We start from the raw sequence: 22,512 nt of genomic DNA on the forward strand, positions 1-22,512 counted from the left end.
CATATGGAACAAGGGAATTATTCAGTCGGACTCGACATTGGGACCACCAAGATCGTTGCCATCATTGGAAAAGAAAATGAATATGGCAAGATTGAAGTGGTTGGGATCGGCAGGTCTAAGAGCCTGGGGGTTCATCGCGGGGTGGTCAATAATATCACCCAGACGATACAATCTATCCAGCAGGCCGTGGAACAGGCCGAAGCTAATTCCGGTTTAAAAATAGGTTCTGTAGTGGTGGGCATAGCCGGGCAGCATATCCGCAGCTTACAGCACAGTGACTATATCACCAGGGCTAACTCTGAAGAAGTGATCAACGAGGACGACCTGGACAAACTCTGTAACCAGGTCTATAAGCTGGTGATGTTACCCGGGGAAGAGATCATCCATGTGCTTCCGCAGGAATACCGCATAGACGGGCAGGGAGAGATCAAGCAACCTATGGGGATGTACGGAGGCAGGCTGGAAGCTAATTTCCATGTAGTGGTAGGCCAGGTTTCTTCGATAAAAAATGTAGGTCGCTGTATCAAGAGTGCAGGTCTGGACCTGGGAAATATCACCCTGGAACCCCTGGCATCTTCTGACGCTGTACTTAGCCAGGAAGAAAAAGAAGCCGGTGTGGCACTGATCGATATAGGAGGCGGAACCACGGACCTCGCCATCTTCAAGGATGGGATCATCAGGCATACCGCGGTTATTCCATTTGGAGGGAACGTCATTACCGAAGATATCAAGGAAGGATGTTCTATAATTGAGAAGCAGGCCGAATTACTGAAGATCAAATTTGGATCAGCATGGCCAGGAGAAAACAAGGATAACGAGATCGTAAGTATACCCGGCCTTAGAGGCAGGGAGCCAAAAGAGATCACCCTGAAGAATTTGTCTAAGATCATTCATGCCAGGGTAGTGGAGATCATCGAGCAGGTCTACGTGGAGATCAAGAACTACGGGCACGAAGAACAAAAGAAAAAATTAATTGCTGGTATTGTCCTCACAGGGGGAGGCAGCCAGTTAAAGCACCTGAAACAACTGGTAGAGTATATCACCGGGATGGATACCCGCATCGGGTACCCGAACGAGCACCTGGCAGGCGACTCTGACGAGGAGATCGCAAGTCCGCTTTACGCCACTGCCGTCGGATTACTGATGAATGCTGTCAAAAACCAGGGGCGTAAGAAGCAGGAGGCTGAAGAGGCCCAGCAGGAGCTCGATACAGAAATGGTACTGGAGACCTCGATGGAATCAGGTACCCAGACCGAAGTCCGGAAGGAAAGGAAATCGGTCTTTGATCGTTGGTCTGAGAAATTAAAAGATTTCTTAGATAACGCAGAATAATCAGAATACACAGAAGCACATAAAAACCTCAAAATTATTGATCATGAGCAGCAACACCGAATTTGACAACATCGCCTTTGATTTGCCCAAGAATCAGAGCAACGTAATAAAAGTGATCGGAGTAGGTGGAGGCGGAAGCAACGCCATCAACCACATGTTCCAGGCCGGTATTAACGGCGTGGACTTTGTAATCTGTAATACCGATGCTCAGGCATTGCAGAACAGCCCGGTTCCCAATAAGATCCAGCTAGGAGTTTCCCTGACAGAAGGATTAGGAGCAGGGGCTAACCCGGAAGTGGGCGAACAAGCCGCACTGGAAAGTATGGAAGAGATCAAGCAGATGCTTGACACCACGACCAAGATGATATTTATCACCGCGGGGATGGGTGGAGGAACCGGTACAGGAGCTGCTCCTGTCATCGCGAAACTAGCCATGGAAATGGATGTTTTAACGGTGGGGATCGTTACCATGCCATTCCAGTTTGAAGGAAAGAGTCGTTGTAAGCAAGCGCAGATAGGGATCGAAAAATTACGTGCCAATGTGGATTCCCTGATCGTGATCAATAATAACAAGCTAAGAGAAGTATACGGTAACCTTGGGTTTAAAGCCGGGTTCTCCAAAGCAGATGAAGTGCTGGCAACTGCGGCAAGGGGGATAGCCGAGGTAATTACCCATCATTACACCCAGAATATTGACCTCAGGGATGCAAAGACCGTATTGTCTAACAGCGGTACCGCCATTATGGGGTCTGCGGTATCCTCCGGGTCTAACAGGGCCAACGAGGCCATTATGAAAGCACTGGATTCGCCATTGCTGAATGACAATAAGATTACAGGAGCTAAAAACGTGCTGCTGTTGATCGTATCCGGCGCCCAGGAGATTACCATAGATGAGATCGGAGAGATCAATGATCACATCCAGATCGAAGCCGGTCATGGTGCTAATATCATTATGGGTGTAGGGGAAGATGAAAACCTTGGTGAAGCCATCGCTGTAACGGTGATCGCCACGGGTTTTAATATAGACCAGCAGGATGAGATCGTAAATACCGAGTCCAAAAAGATCATCCATACGCTGGAGGATGAACAAAAGGCAACCCGTAACCTTACCCAGGAACAAGTAGTTCACGTACTGGAAGATGAAGAGATCGTTCAGAAGCCGGCACAAAGGCAGCAGCCTAAAGCCAGCAAGGAGGACGAGATGGACCTGATCCCAACCACTAACTATATCCGGAACTTTAATGTTTTCTACGACGAGGTAGTAGCCACTAATGTTAAAGAAGAGGATTTCATTATTATCGATTCCAAGGAGTCGCTGGAGTCTATAGAAGTGATAGATCCTGAGGTAGTTTCTTCTAAAAGGACCGATAAGGACCAGATCGCGTTCAGTTTTGATATGCCGATCCAAAAAGAAGAATCCATTCAGGAAGAAGAAAAGGAACACACCATCACCTTCAGCCTCGATGATGAGGTCAGGGAAATGGATGTGGAGGATCATATAGAGGTTATCCCGGTCCTGGAGTATAACAAGGAAGGTGAGACCAGGTACAGCCTGGATGATTATATGGACCTGGAAAAGAAACTGACCGGGGCTAAATCCAAGGCTGAAAAATTTGAGCCTAAATTAAAGGACAGTGAACTGGTATTTGAAAAAAAGACCGTACGCCAGGAAGAACCTCAGAAAATGGTAGCTGAGACCGAGGAGCCGGACCCGATGAATAGCCCTATCGAAGTATTGCTCAAGGAGCGTGCGGCTGAGCGAAGGAAAAAGCTCAAAGATTTCAACTACAAGTTTCAGAATAATGTAAACAACATTGATGAAATTGAAAAGGAGCCTGCTTACAAGCGACAAGGTGTAGACCTTTCTGCCCATAATAAAGAAGGAAAGATCTCCAGGACTTCGCTGGGTGAAGACAGTAACGATGAAATACAGATACGCTCTAATAACTCATTCCTGCACGACAACGTGGACTAAGTTGCCAAACGTTTCCCCAACAGGTGCGGATAAACCCGGAGAGCAATGCTTATCCGGGTTTATTTTTTATCTTCGTAGCCCTAAAAATGGTGGATATGGCTTTACAGGAAAAACTGCTGACAGAGATGAAGAACGCGATGAAATCCAAGGATGCAGTTCGCTTGGAATCGCTGCGGGCTATCAAGGCAGCACTCTTATTAGCGAAAACAGAAAAATCGGCGGGCAGCGAGCTGTCTGAAGAGGAAGAGATCAAGATCGTTCAGCGCCTGGTGAAGCAGCGCAAAGACAGCGCGGCAATATATAAGGAGCAGGGCAGGGCAGACCTGGCAGAGCCGGAACTTGCCCAGGCCAAGGTCATTGAATCATTTTTGCCGGAACAGCTTTCGGAAGCAGAGATCGAAGCCGTGGTAGAAAAGACAATTGCCTCAGTAAATGCGGAGGGTATGAAAGATATGGGCAAAGTAATGGGAATAGTTTCAAAAGAACTGGCCGGGAAAGCAGATGGCAAAACCATTTCCACTATTGTGAAGGCAAAATTGCAATAGGGCTTCCTGTATTTTGCCTGTAAATTGGAATAAATTTTTTAATGCCGGGTTGCAGTTTTTATGTAAATTGCGCTCCCTAAGGAAAAAGGGTTAATTCCAATATTTCCTGGAAATACAGGCGGCCGCGTAGTTCAACTGGATAGAATATCAGATTTCGGCTCTGAGGGTTGGGGGTTCGAATCCTCCCGCGGTCACTACAACCAAAAAGTCCACAACGAAAGTTGTGGACTTTTTTTATGCCCCGCTGCGAACCGAGCCACAGGCTCAGGGGAGCCAAGGGGCATAAAAAAATACCACGGCGAACAGCCATGGCCTTTTTGTATTGCAAAGGGGAGGGTAGTGAGGATCAACGCAGTTCATCCTCCCACAGGCTCAGGGGAGCCAAGGGGCATAAAAAAATACCACGGCGAACAGCCGTGGCCTTTTTGTATTGCAAAGGGGAGGGTAGTGAGGATCAACGCAGTTCATCCTCCCACAGGCTCAGGGGAGCCAAGGGGCATAAAAAAATACCACGGCGAACAGCCGTGGCCTTTTTGTATTGCAAAGGGGAGGGTAGTGAGGAACAACGCAGTTCATCCTCCCACAGGCTCAGGGGAGCCAAGGGGCATAAAAAAATACCACGGCGAATAGCCGTGGCCTTTTTGTATTGCAAAGGGGAGTGTTGTGAGGATCAACGCAGTTCATCCTCCCGTGGTCTCAGGGGAGCCAAGGGGCATAAAAAAATACCACGGCGAACAGCCGTGGCCTTTTTGTATTGCAAAGGGGAGGGTAGTGAGGATCAACGCAGTTCATCCTCCCCCAGGCTCAGGGGAGCCAAGGGGCATAAAAAAATACCACGGCGAACAGCCGTGGCCTTTTTGTATTGCAAAGGGGAGTGTAGTGAGGATCAACGCAGTATATCCTCTCACAGGCTCAGGGGAGCCAAGGGGCATAAAAAAATACAGCGTTGAACAGCTCTCGCCTATATATTTTGCAGAGGGGAGTGCAGGGGGGCAATATCATTACTATGTGTCCTGATCCCTGCAGCAATTGATCATAAAGCATTATTTTTACAACATGCGTTGGGGTGTTTACATAGTCACATTCATCATTCTCCTGTTTTCGGGCATGCCTTGCTGTGCTTCAGAACTATTGTGCGATGATACTGCACAAACGGTCTGCACCTCGGAAACCGGACACGGGGAAGAACCGGGAAGTAATGAACCCTGCTCCCCATTTAATATGTGTGGCACCTGCGTGGGATTTATACAGGTCAATGGAGTAGCATTTGATTCCCCGGTTGTAGCCCTTGTTGAACGGAATATTATTTTATTTCCTGCGAGAATATTCCCGGGAACCTATGTACAGCGTCATTTCCGCCCTCCCATTATATAATTGGATTTTTCTAGATGAATATGCAGGCAGACCCATGCCTGCATTTAAGTGTACCACATTCAAAATCTAATTTTACACAACATGAATATCAAAATTTTTTTGACGGGCCTGGCCTTCTTTGTACTCTGTGGTCTCAGTGCCCAAAATACTTTTAAGACAAGGATCGTTGATGCCGAAAGTGCAGAACCCATGTTGGGGGTAAGTGTTTTCTTCCCGGAATTACAGATCGGGGGAACAACGGACGATGCGGGGAGAGTATCCATTACGGGTATTCCGGATGGCCCTCATTTGTTGCGTATAAGTTACGTGGGCTACGAAACTATTGAGAAGGATTTGTCATTCCCGCTGGAGGATGATCAACAGGATCAGACTATCAGGCTTCATGCCTCCCATGAGGAGATGGATGAAGTGGTTATACAATCAACGCGGAGTACCAGGACCATTCAGGATATACCAACGCGGGTCGAATTTATTGCCGGGGAGGAATTAGCCGAAAAAGGGAATATGAAACCCGGGGATATCCGCATGTTATTAAATGAAAGTACCGGGATCCAAACGCAACAAACCTCTGCTACCAGTTACAACTCGAGCATCCGCATCCAGGGACTGGATGGTAAATACACCCAGCTGCTGCGGGATGGGATGCCATTATACTCTGGGTTTTCCGGGGGTCTGAGTTTAATGCAGATAGCCCCTTTAGACCTTAAACAGGTCGAAGTAATAAAAGGAGCATCATCGACCCTGTACGGTGGCGGTGCCATCGCCGGTCTGGTGAACCTGATCACCAAGACACCGGGGGAGGAAAAAGAGCTGAGTTTTATGCTCAATGGAACTTCTGCGCTTGGCCTGGATATCAGTGGGTTTTATTCGGAGAAGTATGGCAAAGTAGGGACAACGATCTTTGCTTCCTATAATAAAGGAACCCCGTATGATCCCGCTGAGATTGGTCTGACCGCTATACCAGAGTTTGATCGATTTACATTGAATCCAAAGCTTTTCTTATACCTGGGAGATGACACCCGGATGAATGCCGGGGTGAATATAGTTACTGAACGTCGATTAGGGGGGAACCTGGATTTTGTAAAAGGAGAACCGGTAGAAGATCCCTACTTTGAAAGTAATAAGACCGATCGTATCTCCACACAATACCAGCTGACAAGTGATTTAAGCGATTCAGTCAGGTTAGAGATCAAGAACAGCCTGAATTTCTACGACCGGCTGGTGGCCATCCCGGAGTATAGTTTTGGTGGGCAGCAGTTCTCTTCATTCAGCGAAATAAACCTGATCTGGGGGAACAGTACCTCCGAATGGATATCCGGACTAAATCTCTGGACAGACCAGTTTAAACAGTCCGACGGTCAATCAGCACAGGACCTGAGCTTCTCTAATTCGACCTGGGGAGCCTTTGCCCAGAATACCTGGTCTGTAAGTGAGAAATGGACCCTGGAATCCGGGTTCAGGCTGGACTACCAGAATGAATATGGTTGGTTTCCCTTACCCCGCTTGTCCCTTATGTATGAACCCCTGCCACAACTGACGTTCAGGACAGGAGGAGGACTAGGTTATAAGACACCTACGGTATTCTCAGAAGATGCGGAACGCAGGCAGTTCCGGAATATTTTACCGCTCGATACAGAAGCACTGAATGCTGAGCGTTCTGTTGGCGGGAACTTTGATATTAATTATAAAGTGCCCCTCACTGCTGAGATCATCATGTCCTCCAATGTGTTGTTCTTCTACACCCAGATCCAAAACCCACTGGTCCTTACACCGGTCGGCTCGGCTTTCGAATTTGTACAGCCGGATGGCAAGGTGGATACCAAAGGGGTGGAGGTGAACCTGAAGTGGAGTTACAGGGATCTGAAATTATTTGTGGGGTATACTTATGCCGATGTGGAGGAACATTATAATGGTGAGACCTCCGATTTTCCGCTGGTGGCCAAACATCGGCTGAATAATGTACTGATGTACGAGAAGCACGATAATTTTTGGATAGGCTTAGAAGCGTATTACTACAGTCCGCAGCAACTCAGTGACGGCAGTACAGGACAATCCTACTGGATCACCGGGTTAATGACAGAGAAGAAACTTGGAGAACACTTTTCAGTATTCCTTAATTTTGAGAATTTCCTGGATACCCGGCAAACTGCCTTTGATACCATCTACACCGGGAACCTGAGTGACCCTCAGTTCAGGGATATTTACGCCCCGGTGGACGGATTCGTTGTGAATGGCGGACTGAAATGGAAATTATAACATTGATTCATTAATACGGGTATAGTAGTGCTGCGGGGTCTTTTTCCATTTTGAAATAGACCCTGTGGCATTATTCTCGCCTGATATAAATGAGCCGGTTCACCGTCCCACACGGGTTCAAAGTAATGCAGTACGCTGCAGAAAGCTTGCAGTAGACAAGAAAAATATTTTGTGAACATTTTCCTGCCTGTCCCCATGGATATCCTGCTTCCCGGTACCGGCAGATACCGCTATATTAGCAGTACCGGGCACAGAATTGCAGGGCAGAGAATGAAAGATTTCTCATGTGAATATTATGGGGGTATCTTAATCCCCCACCCGGTCTTAAGTTAATTGTTTTCACTGCAGGAAGCTTGCAGTGAAACAAAGTATCAGATACATAAGAGCAATTCTCATGACCTGGAATATGTTCCCTGGAATGAGAAGATTTTAGTACCGGTTATTGTGAGGGTTAAGCATAGTCAGCGGAATCCAGACAGTTTGATCATCTGCTAAAACTAACGATCGTGACAAGGTCGTCCGGAGGTGTGTAACGTTTTTGCCAGGAAATAAAGTTTAACCTTTAAGCCGCGATTAACCATTCTTTTTTTAGGGGGACCCAAACCCCCACCCGGTCTCAAGTTAACTGCTTTCCCTGCAAAAAACATGCAGCGAAACTATGTGTTCCGGCGACCGTTAAATTAATTATCCTACTCTCTACTCTCTACTCTCTACTCTCTACTCTCTACTGTCTACTGTCTACTCTCTACTGGCTACTGTATACTGTCTACTGGCTACTGGCTACTGTCAACTACCAAATCCTAAAACCACTTAAGGGTGATGATCGCTATCTTCTGTTTCCAGCTGGTGTAAGGTGGAAACAGCAATTGTATAATGCCCCGGTTATATTGTTTTAATACGGCCCGCTGGTTAGAAAATTCCCGGAACCCGTATATGCCGTTCGACTTTCCGATCCCGCTGTTGTTGACTCCGCCAAATGGCAGGTTTTGATTGGCGTACTGCAGGACATTGGAATTTATACAGCTGCTCCCGGCACGAGTCTCCCCGAGGATCTTGTTTATATTCTTCTTTCTCCTGCTGTATATATAAAGGGCAAGGGGCCGCTCTTTTGAATTGATATAAGCAATGACCTCTTCCAGCTCCTTATAGGTCTTTACGGGCAGGACCGGGCCAAAGATCTCTTCCTGCATAAGACTTGCATCCTCGGGCAGATCTTCGATTACAGTGGGACTGATATAATTCTCCGCAGCATCGCTTTTGCCCCCGAAGCGGGTTACGCCATTCTTCTCCTCTGCATCCTCCAGGTGTTCCATTAAACGGTCATAATGCCGCTGGTTGACTATCCTGCTGTAAGAGCCGGAGCTTTTTGGGTTTGAGGTGAAAAATTTTTGCACCTCGATTTCAATGAGTTTCAGAAAGTCTGCCTTTGCCGAATGATGGATCAGCAGGTAATCAGGGCTGACGCAGATCTGACCAGCATTCATGTATTTTCCCCAGGCAATCCGTTTGGCGGCCACCTTCAGATTGGCACTCTCGTCGACGATAACGGGGGACTTCCCGCCTAATTCGAGCGTCACAGAGCTCAGGTTTTTAGCTGCTGCGGCCATCACTTTTTTTCCAATGCCCGGCGAACCGGTGAAGAAGATATGGTTAAAAGGAAGGTCCAGCAGGGCTTTGGCTGTATCGGCATCACCCTGAACCATGGCGATCTCTTCTTCCCGGTACAGGTCTTCAATGATCTTTTGCATAACCCCGGCAATATGAGGGGTCATTTCCGAGGGTTTCAGGATCACCGTGTTACCTGCCGCTATGGCCGATACCAAAGGTCCAAAGGTCAGGTTCAGTGGAAAATTCCAGGGCGATAGGATCAGGCAGACCCCTTTAGATTCATAGCGATACCAGGATGAGGTTCCCATAAGGGTCAGGGGAGTCTCAACTCTTTGTTTTCTCATCCAGCGGTGCAGGTGTTTCCTGGTATGCTTGATTTCTTTTACAATGGGGTAGATCTCTGTAAGATCGGTTTCAGTGTGGGGCTTACCAAAGTCCTTATAGAGCGCTTCCTGTATCTGTGTCCGGTATGTTTCCCGTACCGCTTTTAAAAGGCGGTTCAGTTTTTCAATCCTGGTCTTCGCAGAACTGTTCCCGGTAACCAGCATTTGGGCCTGCTGCTTCCTGAAAAGCAGGTCATAGGATATATTAGTGCTGCTGCTGGTTCTTTCCGTCTCTGTCTGGATCATATGCGCGGGGGTATAGTCAGCCTAAGATACGAAACCTTGGTGTTCGTTTAATTCTTTGAGAAAAGAAAACAGGATCAGGAGGGTACCTTGCTTTCCTGTTTTTCCAGGATGGATGCAATGATCATATCTGCATGGATCCTGGAATTTTCTATAAACCATTTATGGGTCTCCATTCCCCCGCAGATCACCCCGGCGAGGTAGAGTCCGGCCACATTGGTTTCCATGGTTTCCGGGTCGTATACAGGCAGTTTCTTCTCATCCTCTGATAACTCTATCCCGATCTTTTGCAGGAATCTGAAATTAGGCTTATAGCCCGTTAGTGCCAGGACAAAGTCGTTTTCGATTACCACTTCCCCCTCCGGGGTGTCAACAACAATTTCATGTTGCCTTATTTCCTTGACCACCGAATTATAATATGCCTTAATACTGCCTTCATTGATACGGTTGATGATGTCAGGTCTTACCCAGTATTTAACCCTTTGCCCGACTTCGGGTCCGCGGATAATGAGCGACACCTCCGCACCCTTGCGCCAGCATTCCAGCGCAGCGTCTATGGCCGAGTTACTGGCGCCGATCACGGCTAATTTCTGGCTGGCATAGAAGTGCGGGTCTTTGTAGTAGTGCGACACCTTGGGAAGGTCTTCCCCGGGCACCTCAATCTTGTTGGGAAGGTCATAGAACCCTGTGGCAACAATAACATTTTTAGCCTGGTATCGGGTCTTCTCCGAGGTGACTATAAAATGATCGTCATTCTTCTCGATACCCTGAACCCGTTCAAACAAGTGGATATTTAACTGGTTAGAAGTGACAATGCGCCTGTAGTATTCCAAGGCTTCATTTCGTTTGGGTTTGGCTTCCTTACTGATGAAAGGGATCTCTGCGATCTCCAGTTTTTCAGAGGAAGAAAAGAATTGCATATTGATGGGGTAGTTGAAGAGGGAATTAACGATTGGTCCCTTTTCTACGATCAGGTAAGTCAAACCCTTTTTCTTTGCTTCAAGACCGCAGGCGATCCCGATGGGCCCTCCGCCAACGATCAGTACATCATATGCTTCCATCAATCCTAACTTTCTTTTAATTTTTCAATCGTGGCGCCGGGATCTTCACTGCTGAAGACCGCGCTGCCTGCTACCAGGACATCAGCACCGGCCGCTTTGAGTTTTGCGGCATTCTGCAGGCCAACGCCCCCGTCAACCTCTATCAGGGTGTCGCATCCTTTAGCCGTGATCAGTTCCTTCAGCTTACGGATCTTTTCATAGGTATTTTCTATGAACGATTGACCGCCGAAGCCCGGGTTCACACTCATCACGAGAACCAGGTCCAGGTCCTGTATGATATCTTCAAGTAAACGGACAGGGGTATGCGGGTTAAGGGCAACCCCGGCCTTCATTCCCTCTGCCTTGATCGCCTGTACCGTCCTGTGCAGGTGCTTGCAGGCCTCAAAATGAACAGTAAGTATGTGGGCACCTGAACTGGCGAATTCGCTGATATAGCGATCCGGGTCTACGATCATCAGGTGTACATCCAGGGGTTTTGAAGCGTATTCGGAGATTGCTTTTACTACCGGCATCCCATAAGAGATATTGGGTACAAATAATCCGTCCATAATATCCAGGTGATGCCAGTCTGCCTTACTGTTTTCCACAAGTTTCACATCGCGTTCAAGATTGCCGAAATCGGCGGCGAGCAGGGAAGGGGCAATTTTTAAGTGATTCATAGGCGCTTATCTGATAAAGATAGATACAAAGGTAAGGAATTGAAGTATTCCCTGTAGTCAGGCTGCGAATGGGAAAATTTCAGTCTCACTGGTATTATAAAATGAAAAACTCCGGTAATCAGCCGGAGTTCATTCATCAATCAAAAAACGAACAGTCATGATGTACTGTTGTTGTGGTTACAAATTACAATTATTATACCAATGTCACAACTGGTGATAGGCAATAATCGCAACCGTGTTTCTTAGCCCAGGTAAGTCTTCAGGATCTTACTCCTGGAGGTGTGTTTAAGTCTCCTGATGGCTTTTTCCTTGATCTGCCTTACACGTTCCCTGGTCAGGTCAAAGGTTTCACCTATTTCTTCGAGAGTCATAGAGTGCTGACCGGCAAGACCGAAATACAGCCTGATCACGTCTGCTTCCCTTGGGGTCAGTGTTTCCAGTGCTCTTTCGATCTCCGTACGGAGCGACTCGTGCAAGAGTTCCTTATCCGGGTTTGGTGATTCCCCACTGCGAAGTACATCGTATAGGTTAGAATCTTCCCCGTCTATAAGGGGAGCGTCCATGGATACATGGCGGCCGGAGTTCTTAAGCGACTGCTTTACGTTCTCTACGGTCATGTCCAGTTCCTTGGCGATCTCCTCTGCAGAAGGTACACGTTCGTGGGCCTGCTCCAGGAAAGCGAAGGTTTTATTGATCTTGTTGATCGATCCGATCTTGTTCAATGGCAGACGGACAATTCGGGATTGCTCGGCAAGTGCCTGCAGTATGGACTGGCGGATCCACCATACGGCGTAAGAGATGAATTTGAATCCACGGGTTTCATCAAAGCGCTGTGCGGCTTTGATCAGTCCAAGGTTTCCTTCATTGATCAAATCAGGCAGGGTCAGTCCCTGGTTCTGGTACTGTTTAGCAACGGATACCACGAACCGCAGGTTGGCCTTGGTCAGCTTCTCAAGTGCGATCTGGTCCCCGGCTTTGATCCGTTGTGCCAGTTCTACTTCCTCGTCGGCAGTGATCAGATCCACTTTCCCGATCTCCTGTAAGTACTTGTCAAGTGACGCGGTTTCCCTGTTGGTTACCTGTTTTGTGATTTTTAATTGTCTCATCTAGCTTTTTCCTTTCAAATTAAGTTGAGTATGCATAGGCTGCATAGACTTATACGTAGAAAACTACCAAATGTTACAAGATGCTATTGAAAATTTTTAATAATTGTAGAAGTTCATAAAAAAAGCCCCTGAAACAGGGGCTTTAGCTATAAACGACTGGGAATAAGATTAGTCCCTTCTTTGTTTTGAATGCGGGCGCTTATTGCGATCTCCTCCGCGGTCACGATCATTTCTTGGTGGACGCTCCTTGTAACCTTCCGGTTTAGGAAGCAGTGCTTTCCTTGAAACTTTCTCTTTACGGGTCCTTGGATCTGTACCCATGTACTTCACATCAAATACATCACCCATGTTTACCACATCGCTGACATTTTCTGTGCGTTCCCATGCGAGTTCAGAAACGTGCAGCAGTACTTCGTTGCCGGGGGCATCTTTATACTCGACTACAGCTCCGAAATCGAGCATTTTGATCACTTTCACTTCGTATACACTTCCAACCTCAGGCTTAAAGGTGATAGAATCGATCTTCGCAAGAACGGCATCAATACCGGCCTGGTCTGTACCCAGGATCTCGACGATTCCTTCTTCTGTAACAGGGTCTTCATTGATTACGATCGTAGTCTTGGTCGCTTTCTGAAGCTCCTGTATCACTTTACCTCCTGGTCCGATCAGGGCACCGATATATTCATTGGCGATGGTAGTCGTTACCATTTTAGGAGCATGAGCTTTTACAGACTCGTTAGGCTCAGAGATGGTTTCATTCAGTTTATCAAGGATGTGTAATCTTCCTCCCCTGGCTTGCTTAAGAGCATTTACCAGGATCTCGTAAGAAAGTCCCTTAACCTTGATGTCCATCTGGCAGGCTGTGATACCATCAGCTGTACCGGTAACCTTGAAATCCATATCTCCAAGGTGATCTTCATCCCCAAGGATGTCAGAAAGTACGGCATACTTTCCGCTTTCAGTGTCAGTGATAAGTCCCATCGCGATCCCTGATACAGGTTTCTTGATCTGTACCCCTGCATCCATTAATGCCATTGTACCGGCACAAACAGTTGCCATAGAGGAAGAACCGTTACTTTCCAGGATTTCCGATACTACCCTTACAGTATAAGGACAGTCTGCCGGGATCATTCCTTTTAATGCACGTTGTGCAAGGTTTCCATGGCCAATCTCACGTCTTGAAGTACCCCGGATCGGGCGTGCTTCTCCTGTTGAGAAAGGTGGGAAATTATAGTGAAGGTAGAATGTTTCTTCTCCTTCGTAAGATGGCATGTCTATCTGGTTGGCTTCCCTGGAAGTTCCTAGGGTTACCGTAGCCAGGGCCTGGGTCTCACCCCTGGTGAAGATAGCAGAACCGTGGGTAGAGGGGAGGTAATCCACTTCGCACCAGATCGGCCTGATCTCGTCTGTCTTACGGCCATCCAAACGGAGACCTTCATTTAGTGTAAGATCACGGATCGCATCTTTTTCAGCTTTCCCGTAGTATTTGCTGATCAGGTTTCCGTATTCTTCCTGCTCCTCTTCTGAGAAACTGTTTACGATCTCTTCTTTTATCTCTGCAAATGAAGCGCTTCTTTCGTGCTTGGCAGACCCTGCTTTGGCGACGGCATAAACCTTGTCATATGCCATTTCATGGATCTTTTTCTCAAGCTCCTCGTCTTCACGTGCAGATTCGTACTCACGCACTTCTTTCCTGCCAAAAGCATCAGCCAGCCTGTGTTGGGCTGCAACCTGTTTCTTAATCGCTTCGTGAGCGAACTTAATAGCTTCAGCCATTTCCTCTTCAGAGATCTCTTTCATCTCTCCTTCCACCATCATCACTGAATCCTCAGAAGCCCCGATCACCATGTCGATGTCAGACTGCTCGAGCTGTGCCCGGGTTGGGTTGATGATGAACTCTCCGTCGACACGTCCTACGCGTACTTCAGAAATAGCGCATTCAAATGGGAAGTCAGATAGTTGGATTGCTGCAGATGCTGCCAATCCGGCCATGGCATCAGGCATCACATCCTCGTCATGAGACATCAGCTGTATCATCACCTGGGTTTCCGCGTGGTAATCCTTAGGGAATAAAGGTCTTAATACCCTGTCTACAAGTCGCATGGTCAGGATCTCTCCGTCGCTCGGACGAGCCTCGCGCTTAAAGAATCCGCCTGGATAGCGCCCGGAGGCGGCAAATTTTTCACGGTAATCTACAGTAAGTGGCAAGAAATCCACATCGCTTTGCTGGTAGTTAGAAACTACGGTACATAGAAGCATACAGTTTCCGGAACGCACTACAACAGAACCGTGTGCCTGCTTGGCGAGTTTTCCGGTTTCGATAGAGATTTCTCTACCATCACCAAGGTCTATGACCTCTTTAAATGTTTTTGGAATCATAAAATTGAATTAGTACCGGGCATAAATGCCGGGTCTTGTTAAACATGGTCTGCCGCCTTACCGGACGGCCAGGGTTGTGTTGTTGTGTTGACCAATGAAAAACCAGGAGTAAGCTTTTTGTTGTTGCCCGTTGCCGGGACTTTGGCAATTATAAAAATACAAAAAAGGGGAAGTATGCCTTCCCCTTTCTTTGTTATTTACGGATATTCAATTCCTTGATGAGTTCACGATATTTCTCAATATCTTTTTTCTTCAGGTAATCGAGCAGTGAGCGACGCTTACCTACCAGGCGTACCAGGGATCTTTCAGTGTTGAAATCCTTGTGGTTCCTTTTTAAGTGCTCAGTAAGGTGGTTGATGCGGTACGTGAAAAGAGCGATCTGCCCTTCTGTAGAACCTGTGTTGGTCTCAGACCCGCCGTGCTTCTTAAACAGCTCAGCTTTAACTTCTTGGGTTAAATACATTCCAATATTATTTTAAATGATTTTTATGTATCTGATTGATTTTCAATCGAGCGGCAAAGATAGTAATAATTTTAGAATAGACGCACCACTCATCGATTTTTGAAACGCAAAATTAAACCTTTTTCTTTTCGCATCGTCCTATTATTGAAATGTTAAAAAATTGTTACAATGAAAAGAAGTCTTAAAACCTTGAACATCACAGGAATGGTCCTGCTGGCAATTACCATCATGCAGTCCTGTAGTAAAGAAGCATCTCCTGAAGTAGAGGAGGAGCAATTTGAAGTGGCCGAATTACAAATTTCTGACGAATCGGAATTGATTTCGGAAGAAGTACTGAACATTGGGGAAGAAGTGTATTCCACCGATGAGATCCAGGCCGGGTCCAAAGGCAGTTACAATACCGGTTTCCTGCCCATATGTGTTACCATCACTACAGTGATCACTGGTAATACAAAGACAAAGACCATCGATTTTGGCGAAGGTTGTGAACTGCCCAATGGGAATTTCCTCAGTGGCATAATCTACCTGAGTTATGCCAAGGATATGGACGTTCCTTCCAAAACCCTTTCTCTTTCGCTGGAGAATTTCACCTTTAACGGGGTGGCAGTAAGCGGCAGTGCCTCTGTACTACGGGTCCGAGCTAATGAGAATGGGAATCCACAATCTGACGCCGAAGCCGGCTTCAGCGCGACCTGGCCTGACGGTGCTACTGCTTCCTTTGAAGGAGAACGTACACGGGAATGGATAGAAGGCTACGGCAGTGGATTCTGGGGCGACAATGTGTTCCTCATCACGGGGAAGAGAACTTTTACAGGTCCTCAGGGTAATACCTTCCAGAAAGAAGTGATCAGCCCATTGAGAAGGGAGCTTTCCTGCCGCTTCCTGGTAAGCGGAGTACTGGAGATCTCACGGAATGACAAGACAGCATCCCTGGATTTTGGATCAGGAGAATGCGATGCCATCGGTGTTATTACCTACCCTGACGGGGAGAGTGAGGAGATCTACCTGAGAAGGTTTAAACGCTAAGTAAATTTGGAAAAAAAGAAGGCCCTGTTTTTAGCAGGGCCTTTTCTTATTTGCGAACAGGATTGTTCTCGATAAGGTCTATATAAAGATTGACCTTCTTTTTAAGGTCTCTCCGGTGACATATGAAATCCAGGAAACCGTGTTCCAGGACAAATTCTGCAGTCTGGAAACCTTCGGGTAATTCCTTCCCGGTAGCCTCTTTTACTACCCTGGGTCCGGCAAAACCGATCAAAGCTCCTGGTTCTGAAATGTTAATGTCTCCCAGCATAGCATAGGAAGCAGTAGTTCCTCCCGTTGTAGGGTCGGTACATAAAGAGATGTACGGGATCTTTGCTTCTGCCAGCTGAGCCAGTTTAGCAGAGGTCTTCGCTAATTGCATCAGCGATAAAGCGGCCTCCATCATCCTTGCACCTCCCGATTTTGAGATCATCAGGAATGGTATTTTCTTCTTGATGGAATAATCGATCGCCCTGGCGATCTTTTCACCTACCACACTTCCCATGGATCCCCCGATAAAACTGAAGTCCATACAGGCAACGACCAGGTCTTTACCCTGTGATTTTCCCACAGCGGTACGCACCGCATCCTTAAGCCCGGTTTTCTTCATTGCAGATTCCAGACGGTCTGAATAGGATTTTGTATCGACGAATTTTAAAGGATCTTTTGAAGTGAGTTTTTCATCAAGTTCCTTGAACTTATTATCATCAAAGATGATCTGGAAATATTCCTTACTCCCGATACGCACGTGGTAATCATCTTCAGGGCTGACATAGAAATTCTTTGCCAACTCCTCAGATTCAACGATCTTTCCTGTAGGGGATTTATACCAAAGTCCTTTTTTGGTATCTTTTTTCTGCTCTGTTGCAGTCTGAATTCCTTTTTCCTTACGTTTGAACCAAGCTGTCATAAGATGTCTTGTTTAGGGGTATTAGGAACCTTATAAGGTGTTAATGTTGTTCAGGTCTTCAAAGGCCTTTTTTAAACGGGCACTGAAAGATTTTTCACCTTCCCTGAGCCAAACCCTTGGATCGTAGTATTTTTTGTTCGGTGAATCTTCCCCATCGGGGTTCCCGATCTGGCTTTGAAGATAATCGCTGTTCTTCTGTACATAGTCCCTTACTCCAGCGAGGAAGGCGTACTGAAGATCGGTATCGATGTTCATCTTGATCACCCCGTAACCTATGGCTTCCCTGATCTCCTCTACGGTAGAGCCGGATCCGCCGTGAAATACGAAGTCGATATGGTTGTGTCCTACGTTGTATTTCTCGGTAACGTATTCTTGGGAATTCTTCAGGATCTTAGGAGTAAGTTTCACGTTCCCCGGTTTGTAGACACCGTGTACGTTTCCGAAAGCAGCCGCAATGGTAAAACGAGGACTTACTTTAGAAAGTTCTTCGTAAGCATAAGCCACTTCTTCCGGTTGGGTATATAATTTAGAATCATCAACGTCTGTGTTATCCACCCCGTCTTCTTCACCGCCGGTTATACCCAGTTCTATTTCCAGGGTCATATTCATTTTGCTCATCCTCTCCAGGTATTCCTTGCAGATAGCGATATTTTCTTCCAGGGGCTCCTCGGAAAGATCGATCATATGCGAACTGAACAAAGATTTTCCTGTCTCCTTGAAATGCTTTTCACTTGCATCCAGCAGGCCGTCAATCCAGGGAAGTAACTTCTTGGCACAGTGATCCGTGTGCAGAATGACTGTAGCACCATAGGCTTCCGCTAACTGGTGAATATGCTTGGCACCTGCAACCGCTCCTAAGATGGCTGCCTGCTGCCCTTCGTTAGACAAGCCTTTACCCGCATTGAACTGGGCACCCCCGTTAGAGAACTGGATGATTACCGGAGCATTCAGGCTCGCGGCAGTCTCCATGACAGCATTGATGGTATCTGACCCGATCACGTTTACTGCAGGCAGTGCAAAGTTCTTTTCTTTGGCATACCGGAAGATCTCCTGTACTTCGTCACCGGTGGCAACTCCTGGTTTTATGGAATGAGACATAGTATTTTATCTAGTAGTTAATAAGTCCTGATTGGGGCAAAAGTAATAAAATAATTAGGTTTAAAAAGGATAGTTAATCCCTATTTGAAGTTCCCCGTTGGCAAAATTATACTGGCTGAACCAGCGGCTACCCGGTTCCAGGGCAGGGTTATATGTTTTAAACCCGTAATCCAGCCTGAACACGAAATATGTAAAATCGTATCGCAGACCGAAACCGGTTCCCAGCGCAGTGTCTTCCAGTGATTCCAGCCCGTTAAAGGTGGCTGCCGGGTCATCCACGTTGTCCCAGAGGTTCCAGATATTCCCCGCATCTGCAAACAAGGCACCTTTTATGTTGCCAACGAGGGGGAAGCGATATTCAAGGTTCATCGCTATCTTGAAGTTCGCTTCGTTGAACTCGTTCAGGGTTTGCGTTCTGCCGGGACCAAGGGAGTAGGGATTCCACGCCCTGTTGTCATTAGATCCTCCTGCGAAGTAGCTGCGGACAAAAGGGATGCTGTTAGAGTTGCCGTAAGGGACCGCCAGGCCAACAAAGGTCCTGAAGGCCAGGACATCCTCACCTGCCAGTTCCCAGTGTTTGATGTAATCCACTTCGGTCTTCATATACTGGGAATAAGGAACCCCGAACACAAGCTGGTTGCCGGAATCATTCTTGTCAAAAGGAATGAAATTGGCAATACCGGACAACAAGTTACCTGCGCTTTCAAATTTAAGCCGCAGCTGGTAGAAGTTATTATCGGTGAGTCCTGCCCGGTTATTCCTGGAATAGGTATAGTTACTGGTAAAGATAAGATTGTTCTCCGTCAATCGCTCCCTCCGTTCCTCTATCCGGTTTACCTCCAGTTGCTGTTCCCTGCTTACATTTATATCACCAGCTGCCACCGCCTGGATGAAACCCCTGGTGCCCGCGGGAATGATCAGCCTGGGATCTCCAGGGGTGTTCGTTTCCTCGAAAAATTCGGACAGGGTAGGATCATCCTGGAAGTCGTCCGCGATATCGTCGAGCCTGTTATAGGTGCTGGTATATACATTAAAGAATCGGTCGGGGTTCACGTTCCGGACAAACTGTATGTTCAGAAGTTCAAGGGCGTGTTTCCGGAAAGTGGAAGGAGTCCAGTTATACCCGAAGATGGTATTAAAGGTTTGCTTATCCAGTCCGATGTTCTTCTGGAAACTGCTTCCCGCCGAGATCCTCGTCTGTGGCAGCATATAATAAGGTATGATCTTCTTGGTGTCAAAGACCGGGAACCAGATCCTGGGAAAAAGCAGGTTGATGTCTCCACCCCATTCGGAAAAATAGTCTTCAGGCAGGGATTCATCACTGAGCAGGCCAAAGGTTCCTCTTGCCGACAGACTGAGTGTTTCGGCCCCGCCGAATATATTCCTGGAGATAAGGCTGGTACTGAATCCTACCCCCAGTCGCTGGATATTGGAATGGGTAATATCAAAATCGACCCCCAGGGAATATTTGGGTCGCGGGGAGAGGTAGATGTTGGTGGTCAGTTTAGTCCTGGTGCTGTCCTGGACCAACTCGATATTGGGGTACTTAAAGGTGTTGAGGTTAGAGATCTGCCTGTAAGTTCGCAATTGGTCTATTTCCCGGTATACACTATCCTTGGCCAGGAATACAGCGTCGGTCAGTGCTTTGGGTTTATATTTTAATTTATCCTGGAAATAGATGGTGTAATTATCGTAATCAACGGACTGCAGTTCTGAACCGACCATTTCGGGACCATAATCTGCGTAGATATTCACTTTTTCCAGTCGATGAACCTTGTAGGTGGTTCTCGTACTCGAAGTGTCTCCCCTTTGCCTCAGGTTTTCAATATTCATAGTGACCTCCATATCGGTATCGATATCGGTCTGGGAGGTGTCACGCCGGATGTCGAAGGTGATAGAACTTTCCTGGAAATTATAGATCCCGGTATTACGGAACAAAGTGGTTAACCGCTCTCTTTCCAGGTTAAAGTTACTGAGATCAAATTGCTGACCCTCCCTGAGAAAAGATCCCGTCTTATTAAGGGCGTATATAGAATCAATGGCGGCCGATTCAATATCCTGCCCCAGGGAATCAATCATGTACCCCGGCCCAAGACTGATCCTGTATTCCACTTCGGCTCTCTGTTTTCTTTTGGTAGAGTCTATCTCGTAGGTTGTAGTATTATTAAAATACCCTTTACTGTCGTAGTAAGAACTCAAGCGTAAAAGGGTTTTCCTGGATTTTGCGGTGTCAACGATCACCGGTGGCTCCCCTACATTTTTGAGCCATTCACTGTAACCTTTCACCAGGAATGATTCTCCTAAGCGAGCCACTTGTTTTTCTGAAAGCAGGGAGGCCAGTCTTTCGGCTCTCCTCGGTTTGGCATTCAGCCAGGCCTGGTAGGAAGAATCCGGGTTTTCTTTAGCGAGGTTGTACAAGTTCAGCCGAAGCGGGTAACCTAACAATGCACTGTTCGGTTCCTGTACGATCAGGCTCCGGATATCCGCATCAATGACCTTCTCGTCATCTGCATATATGGTATTCCGGGTGAGCAGTAATTCGTCCTCATCCACCCTTCTCAGTGTATTGCAGGCTGATATTGCCATGCAAAGCAATAATAAACCTATTTTTGCAAAGCGCATTTTCATACTCCGAGGGGTGCTCATATGGACCAAAAATACATTATTTGAATGGTTGCGAAAAGTGAAATAAAGTTTATAAAAAGCCTGCAGCAAAAAAAGAACCGTATGGAGCACGGGCTCTTTGTAGCCGAAGGGGTGAAGATGGTACAGGACTTACTGGATTCGGGACTTAAGGTGCATTCGGTCTATGCTACTGAGGCTGATCTTTACACCGGTACCACAGGGGAAGTCTCCCTGCTCTCAGCAGCAGATCTGAGGCGGATGAGTAGCCTGAAGAACCCCAATAAAGGGCTTGCCGTTTTTTATATGCGTACAGGAGACAACCCGGGCTATGAAGGGTTCAGCGTAGTATTGGACGATATCCAGGATCCAGGCAACCTGGGTACCATTATCCGTCTTTGCGATTGGTTCGGGGTAGACCAGCTGGTATGTTCCCGGGAGACGGTAGATTGTTATAATCCAAAAGTCTTACAGGCAACCATGGGATCTATTGCACGGGTGAAGATCAGTTATACAGATCTCGGCGCTTATTTATCATCGGCAAACTGCCCTGTCTACGGCAGTTATATGAGCGCCACACCGGTATATTCTGCTGCGATGCCCAAAGAAGGTATCCTGGTGATGGGAAATGAAGCGCATGGTATTTCCGAAAAAGTGAAACAGTACCTTACCCATAAAGTCAGTATTCCGGCTCAGGAGGGTAGTGGAGCGGAGAGCCTGAACGTGGCAACTGCCACGGCTATCCTACTATATGAAATGAGAAGACCCTGAGTTCGCGGTCTTATTCAAAGGTGAAGTTCACGAATATACCCCGGGTTTTCAGGGCATCTATATTCCCGGTCCACGGACTGTTCGGATCTTCGTCCCTGACCAGTTCGTCTGTCAGGGCAAACACCCCCCGGATCGATGGCGAAAATTTGAAGTACTCGGTGTAAAAGTCGATCCCGAAACCAAGTTCATACCCGTAGACATTCTTCTTCATCCGGAAAGTACCGCTGCTGTTGTCATCCAGGCTGTCCTCGTTACTGCCCAGGTTCAGGGAAGCGTAACCGCCGCCGATGATAAACGGTTTCCAGTTCCCGATACGACGGGTACTCAGTTTTAAAAGTAATGGAAAATTAATATAGGTTGATTTTACGATCCTGAGAGCATCCCTTTCTTCATCAAATCCAGGGAAACCCAGAGTTCGCTGGGTGTAGAACAGTCCGGGTTCAAAACGGACATCAGTAAATTCGTTTATCCTCAGTTCCCCGATCAGTCCAACATTAAAACCGGCAGACCTGTCGACCAGGATATTTGGGAGATCATTCTTATACTCAAATTTGAAATCATAGTGGTTGAAGCCAAGGTAGTACCCCCAGTTAAGAAGTTTCTTGTCTTCGTTCTGCAGGTTGAGAATAGGCTTTTCATTGAACTGGGAATGCAACAAATGGCAACACAGTAATGCAATGAAGGAATACAGAAGTTTTTTCATA

The 22,512-nt window shown here is 47.0% G+C and carries 17 protein-coding genes and 1 tRNA gene; 8 read left to right on the forward strand and 10 right to left on the reverse strand.

From position 1 onward, the window contains the following. Positions 1-3: 3 nt before the first annotated feature. From ftsA to CLV82_RS06770, 6 genes are all read left to right on the forward strand, one after another. On the forward strand, positions 4-1,332 hold the full coding sequence (gene ftsA / locus CLV82_RS06745) for a cell division protein FtsA (protein ID WP_133643573.1): 1,329 nt from the start codon (positions 4-6) through the stop codon (positions 1,330-1,332). A gap of 43 nt (positions 1,333-1,375) precedes the next feature. After that, entirely contained in the window at positions 1,376-3,307 is a 1,932-nt protein-coding gene (gene ftsZ, locus CLV82_RS06750) for a cell division protein FtsZ (RefSeq protein WP_133643574.1), read from the forward strand. 95 nt (positions 3,308-3,402) lie between these two features. Further along, complete coding sequence (locus CLV82_RS06755) at positions 3,403-3,852, forward strand: GatB/YqeY domain-containing protein (RefSeq protein WP_133643575.1); 450 nt, start codon at positions 3,403-3,405, stop codon at positions 3,850-3,852. A 120-nt stretch (positions 3,853-3,972) separates the two neighbouring features. After that, positions 3,973-4,046 (forward strand) — tRNA-Arg (locus tag CLV82_RS06760). Between the two features lie 469 nt (positions 4,047-4,515). Then, complete coding sequence (locus CLV82_RS06765) at positions 4,516-4,869, forward strand: hypothetical protein (RefSeq protein ID WP_133643576.1); 354 nt, start codon at positions 4,516-4,518, stop codon at positions 4,867-4,869. Positions 4,870-5,307: 438 nt separating this feature from the next. Beyond that, positions 5,308-7,482, forward strand: a complete 2,175-nt coding sequence (locus CLV82_RS06770) for a TonB-dependent receptor (RefSeq protein ID WP_133643577.1) — start codon at positions 5,308-5,310, stop codon at positions 7,480-7,482. An 800-nt stretch (positions 7,483-8,282) separates the two neighbouring features. Here the strand turns inward: CLV82_RS06770 and CLV82_RS06775 are convergent. From CLV82_RS06775 to rpsO, 6 genes are all read right to left on the reverse strand, one after another. Next, complete coding sequence (locus CLV82_RS06775) at positions 8,283-9,719, reverse strand: aldehyde dehydrogenase family protein (protein ID WP_133643578.1); 1,437 nt, start codon at positions 9,717-9,719, stop codon at positions 8,283-8,285. A gap of 74 nt (positions 9,720-9,793) precedes the next feature. After that, the gene (locus CLV82_RS06780; protein WP_133643579.1) at positions 9,794-10,777 is read right to left on the reverse strand and encodes a YpdA family putative bacillithiol disulfide reductase; all 984 of its coding nucleotides are present in this window, start codon (positions 10,775-10,777) and stop codon (positions 9,794-9,796) included. Between the two features lie 5 nt (positions 10,778-10,782). After that, a complete protein-coding gene (rpe, locus tag CLV82_RS06785; protein ID WP_133643580.1) occupies positions 10,783-11,436 on the reverse strand; it encodes a ribulose-phosphate 3-epimerase in 654 nt (217 codons plus the stop codon). Positions 11,437-11,678: 242 nt separating this feature from the next. Then, positions 11,679-12,542, reverse strand: coding sequence for a sigma-70 family RNA polymerase sigma factor (locus CLV82_RS06790; RefSeq protein WP_133643581.1), 864 nt, complete (start codon positions 12,540-12,542; stop codon positions 11,679-11,681). Positions 12,543-12,710: 168 nt separating this feature from the next. Beyond that, a complete protein-coding gene (locus CLV82_RS06795) occupies positions 12,711-14,921 on the reverse strand; it encodes a polyribonucleotide nucleotidyltransferase (protein ID WP_133643582.1) in 2,211 nt (736 codons plus the stop codon). A 193-nt stretch (positions 14,922-15,114) separates the two neighbouring features. Beyond that, positions 15,115-15,384: a 30S ribosomal protein S15 gene (gene rpsO / locus CLV82_RS06800; protein ID WP_133643583.1), complete on the reverse strand. Its 270-nt coding sequence runs from the start codon at positions 15,382-15,384 to the stop codon at positions 15,115-15,117. A 168-nt stretch (positions 15,385-15,552) separates the two neighbouring features. Here rpsO and CLV82_RS06805 point away from each other — a divergent pair, with 168 nt between their 5' ends. After that, complete coding sequence (locus CLV82_RS06805; protein WP_133643584.1) at positions 15,553-16,410, forward strand: hypothetical protein; 858 nt, start codon at positions 15,553-15,555, stop codon at positions 16,408-16,410. A gap of 46 nt (positions 16,411-16,456) precedes the next feature. Here CLV82_RS06805 and accD read toward each other — a convergent pair whose 3' ends face one another. Genes accD through tamL form a run of 3 tightly spaced genes read right to left on the reverse strand, consistent with a single transcriptional unit; the run spans position 16,457 to position 21,001 of the window. Beyond that, a complete protein-coding gene (gene accD / locus CLV82_RS06810) occupies positions 16,457-17,317 on the reverse strand; it encodes an acetyl-CoA carboxylase, carboxyltransferase subunit beta (RefSeq protein ID WP_133643585.1) in 861 nt (286 codons plus the stop codon). 30 nt (positions 17,318-17,347) lie between these two features. Continuing rightward, positions 17,348-18,415: a class II fructose-bisphosphate aldolase gene (fbaA, locus tag CLV82_RS06815; RefSeq protein ID WP_133643586.1), complete on the reverse strand. Its 1,068-nt coding sequence runs from the start codon at positions 18,413-18,415 to the stop codon at positions 17,348-17,350. 60 nt (positions 18,416-18,475) lie between these two features. Further along, positions 18,476-21,001 carry a translocation and assembly module lipoprotein TamL gene (tamL, locus tag CLV82_RS06820; protein ID WP_243744162.1) on the reverse strand — a complete coding sequence of 842 codons (2,526 nt, stop codon included), beginning with the start codon at positions 20,999-21,001 and terminating at the stop codon, positions 18,476-18,478. A 141-nt stretch (positions 21,002-21,142) separates the two neighbouring features. Here tamL and CLV82_RS06825 point away from each other — a divergent pair, with 141 nt between their 5' ends. After that, the gene (locus CLV82_RS06825) at positions 21,143-21,808 is read left to right on the forward strand and encodes an RNA methyltransferase (RefSeq protein ID WP_243744163.1); all 666 of its coding nucleotides are present in this window, start codon (positions 21,143-21,145) and stop codon (positions 21,806-21,808) included. A 10-nt stretch (positions 21,809-21,818) separates the two neighbouring features. On the opposite strand, the gene porT is transcribed toward CLV82_RS06825, so the two are convergent. Beyond that, on the reverse strand, positions 21,819-22,511 hold the full coding sequence (gene porT / locus CLV82_RS06830) for a type IX secretion/gliding motility protein PorT/SprT (RefSeq protein WP_133643588.1): 693 nt from the start codon (positions 22,509-22,511) through the stop codon (positions 21,819-21,821). Between the last annotated feature and the right edge of the window lies 1 nt (position 22,512).

The organism is Zeaxanthinibacter enoshimensis, assembly GCF_004362865.1.
GTDB classification, from domain to species: Bacteria; Bacteroidota; Bacteroidia; order Flavobacteriales; family Flavobacteriaceae; genus Zeaxanthinibacter; species Zeaxanthinibacter enoshimensis.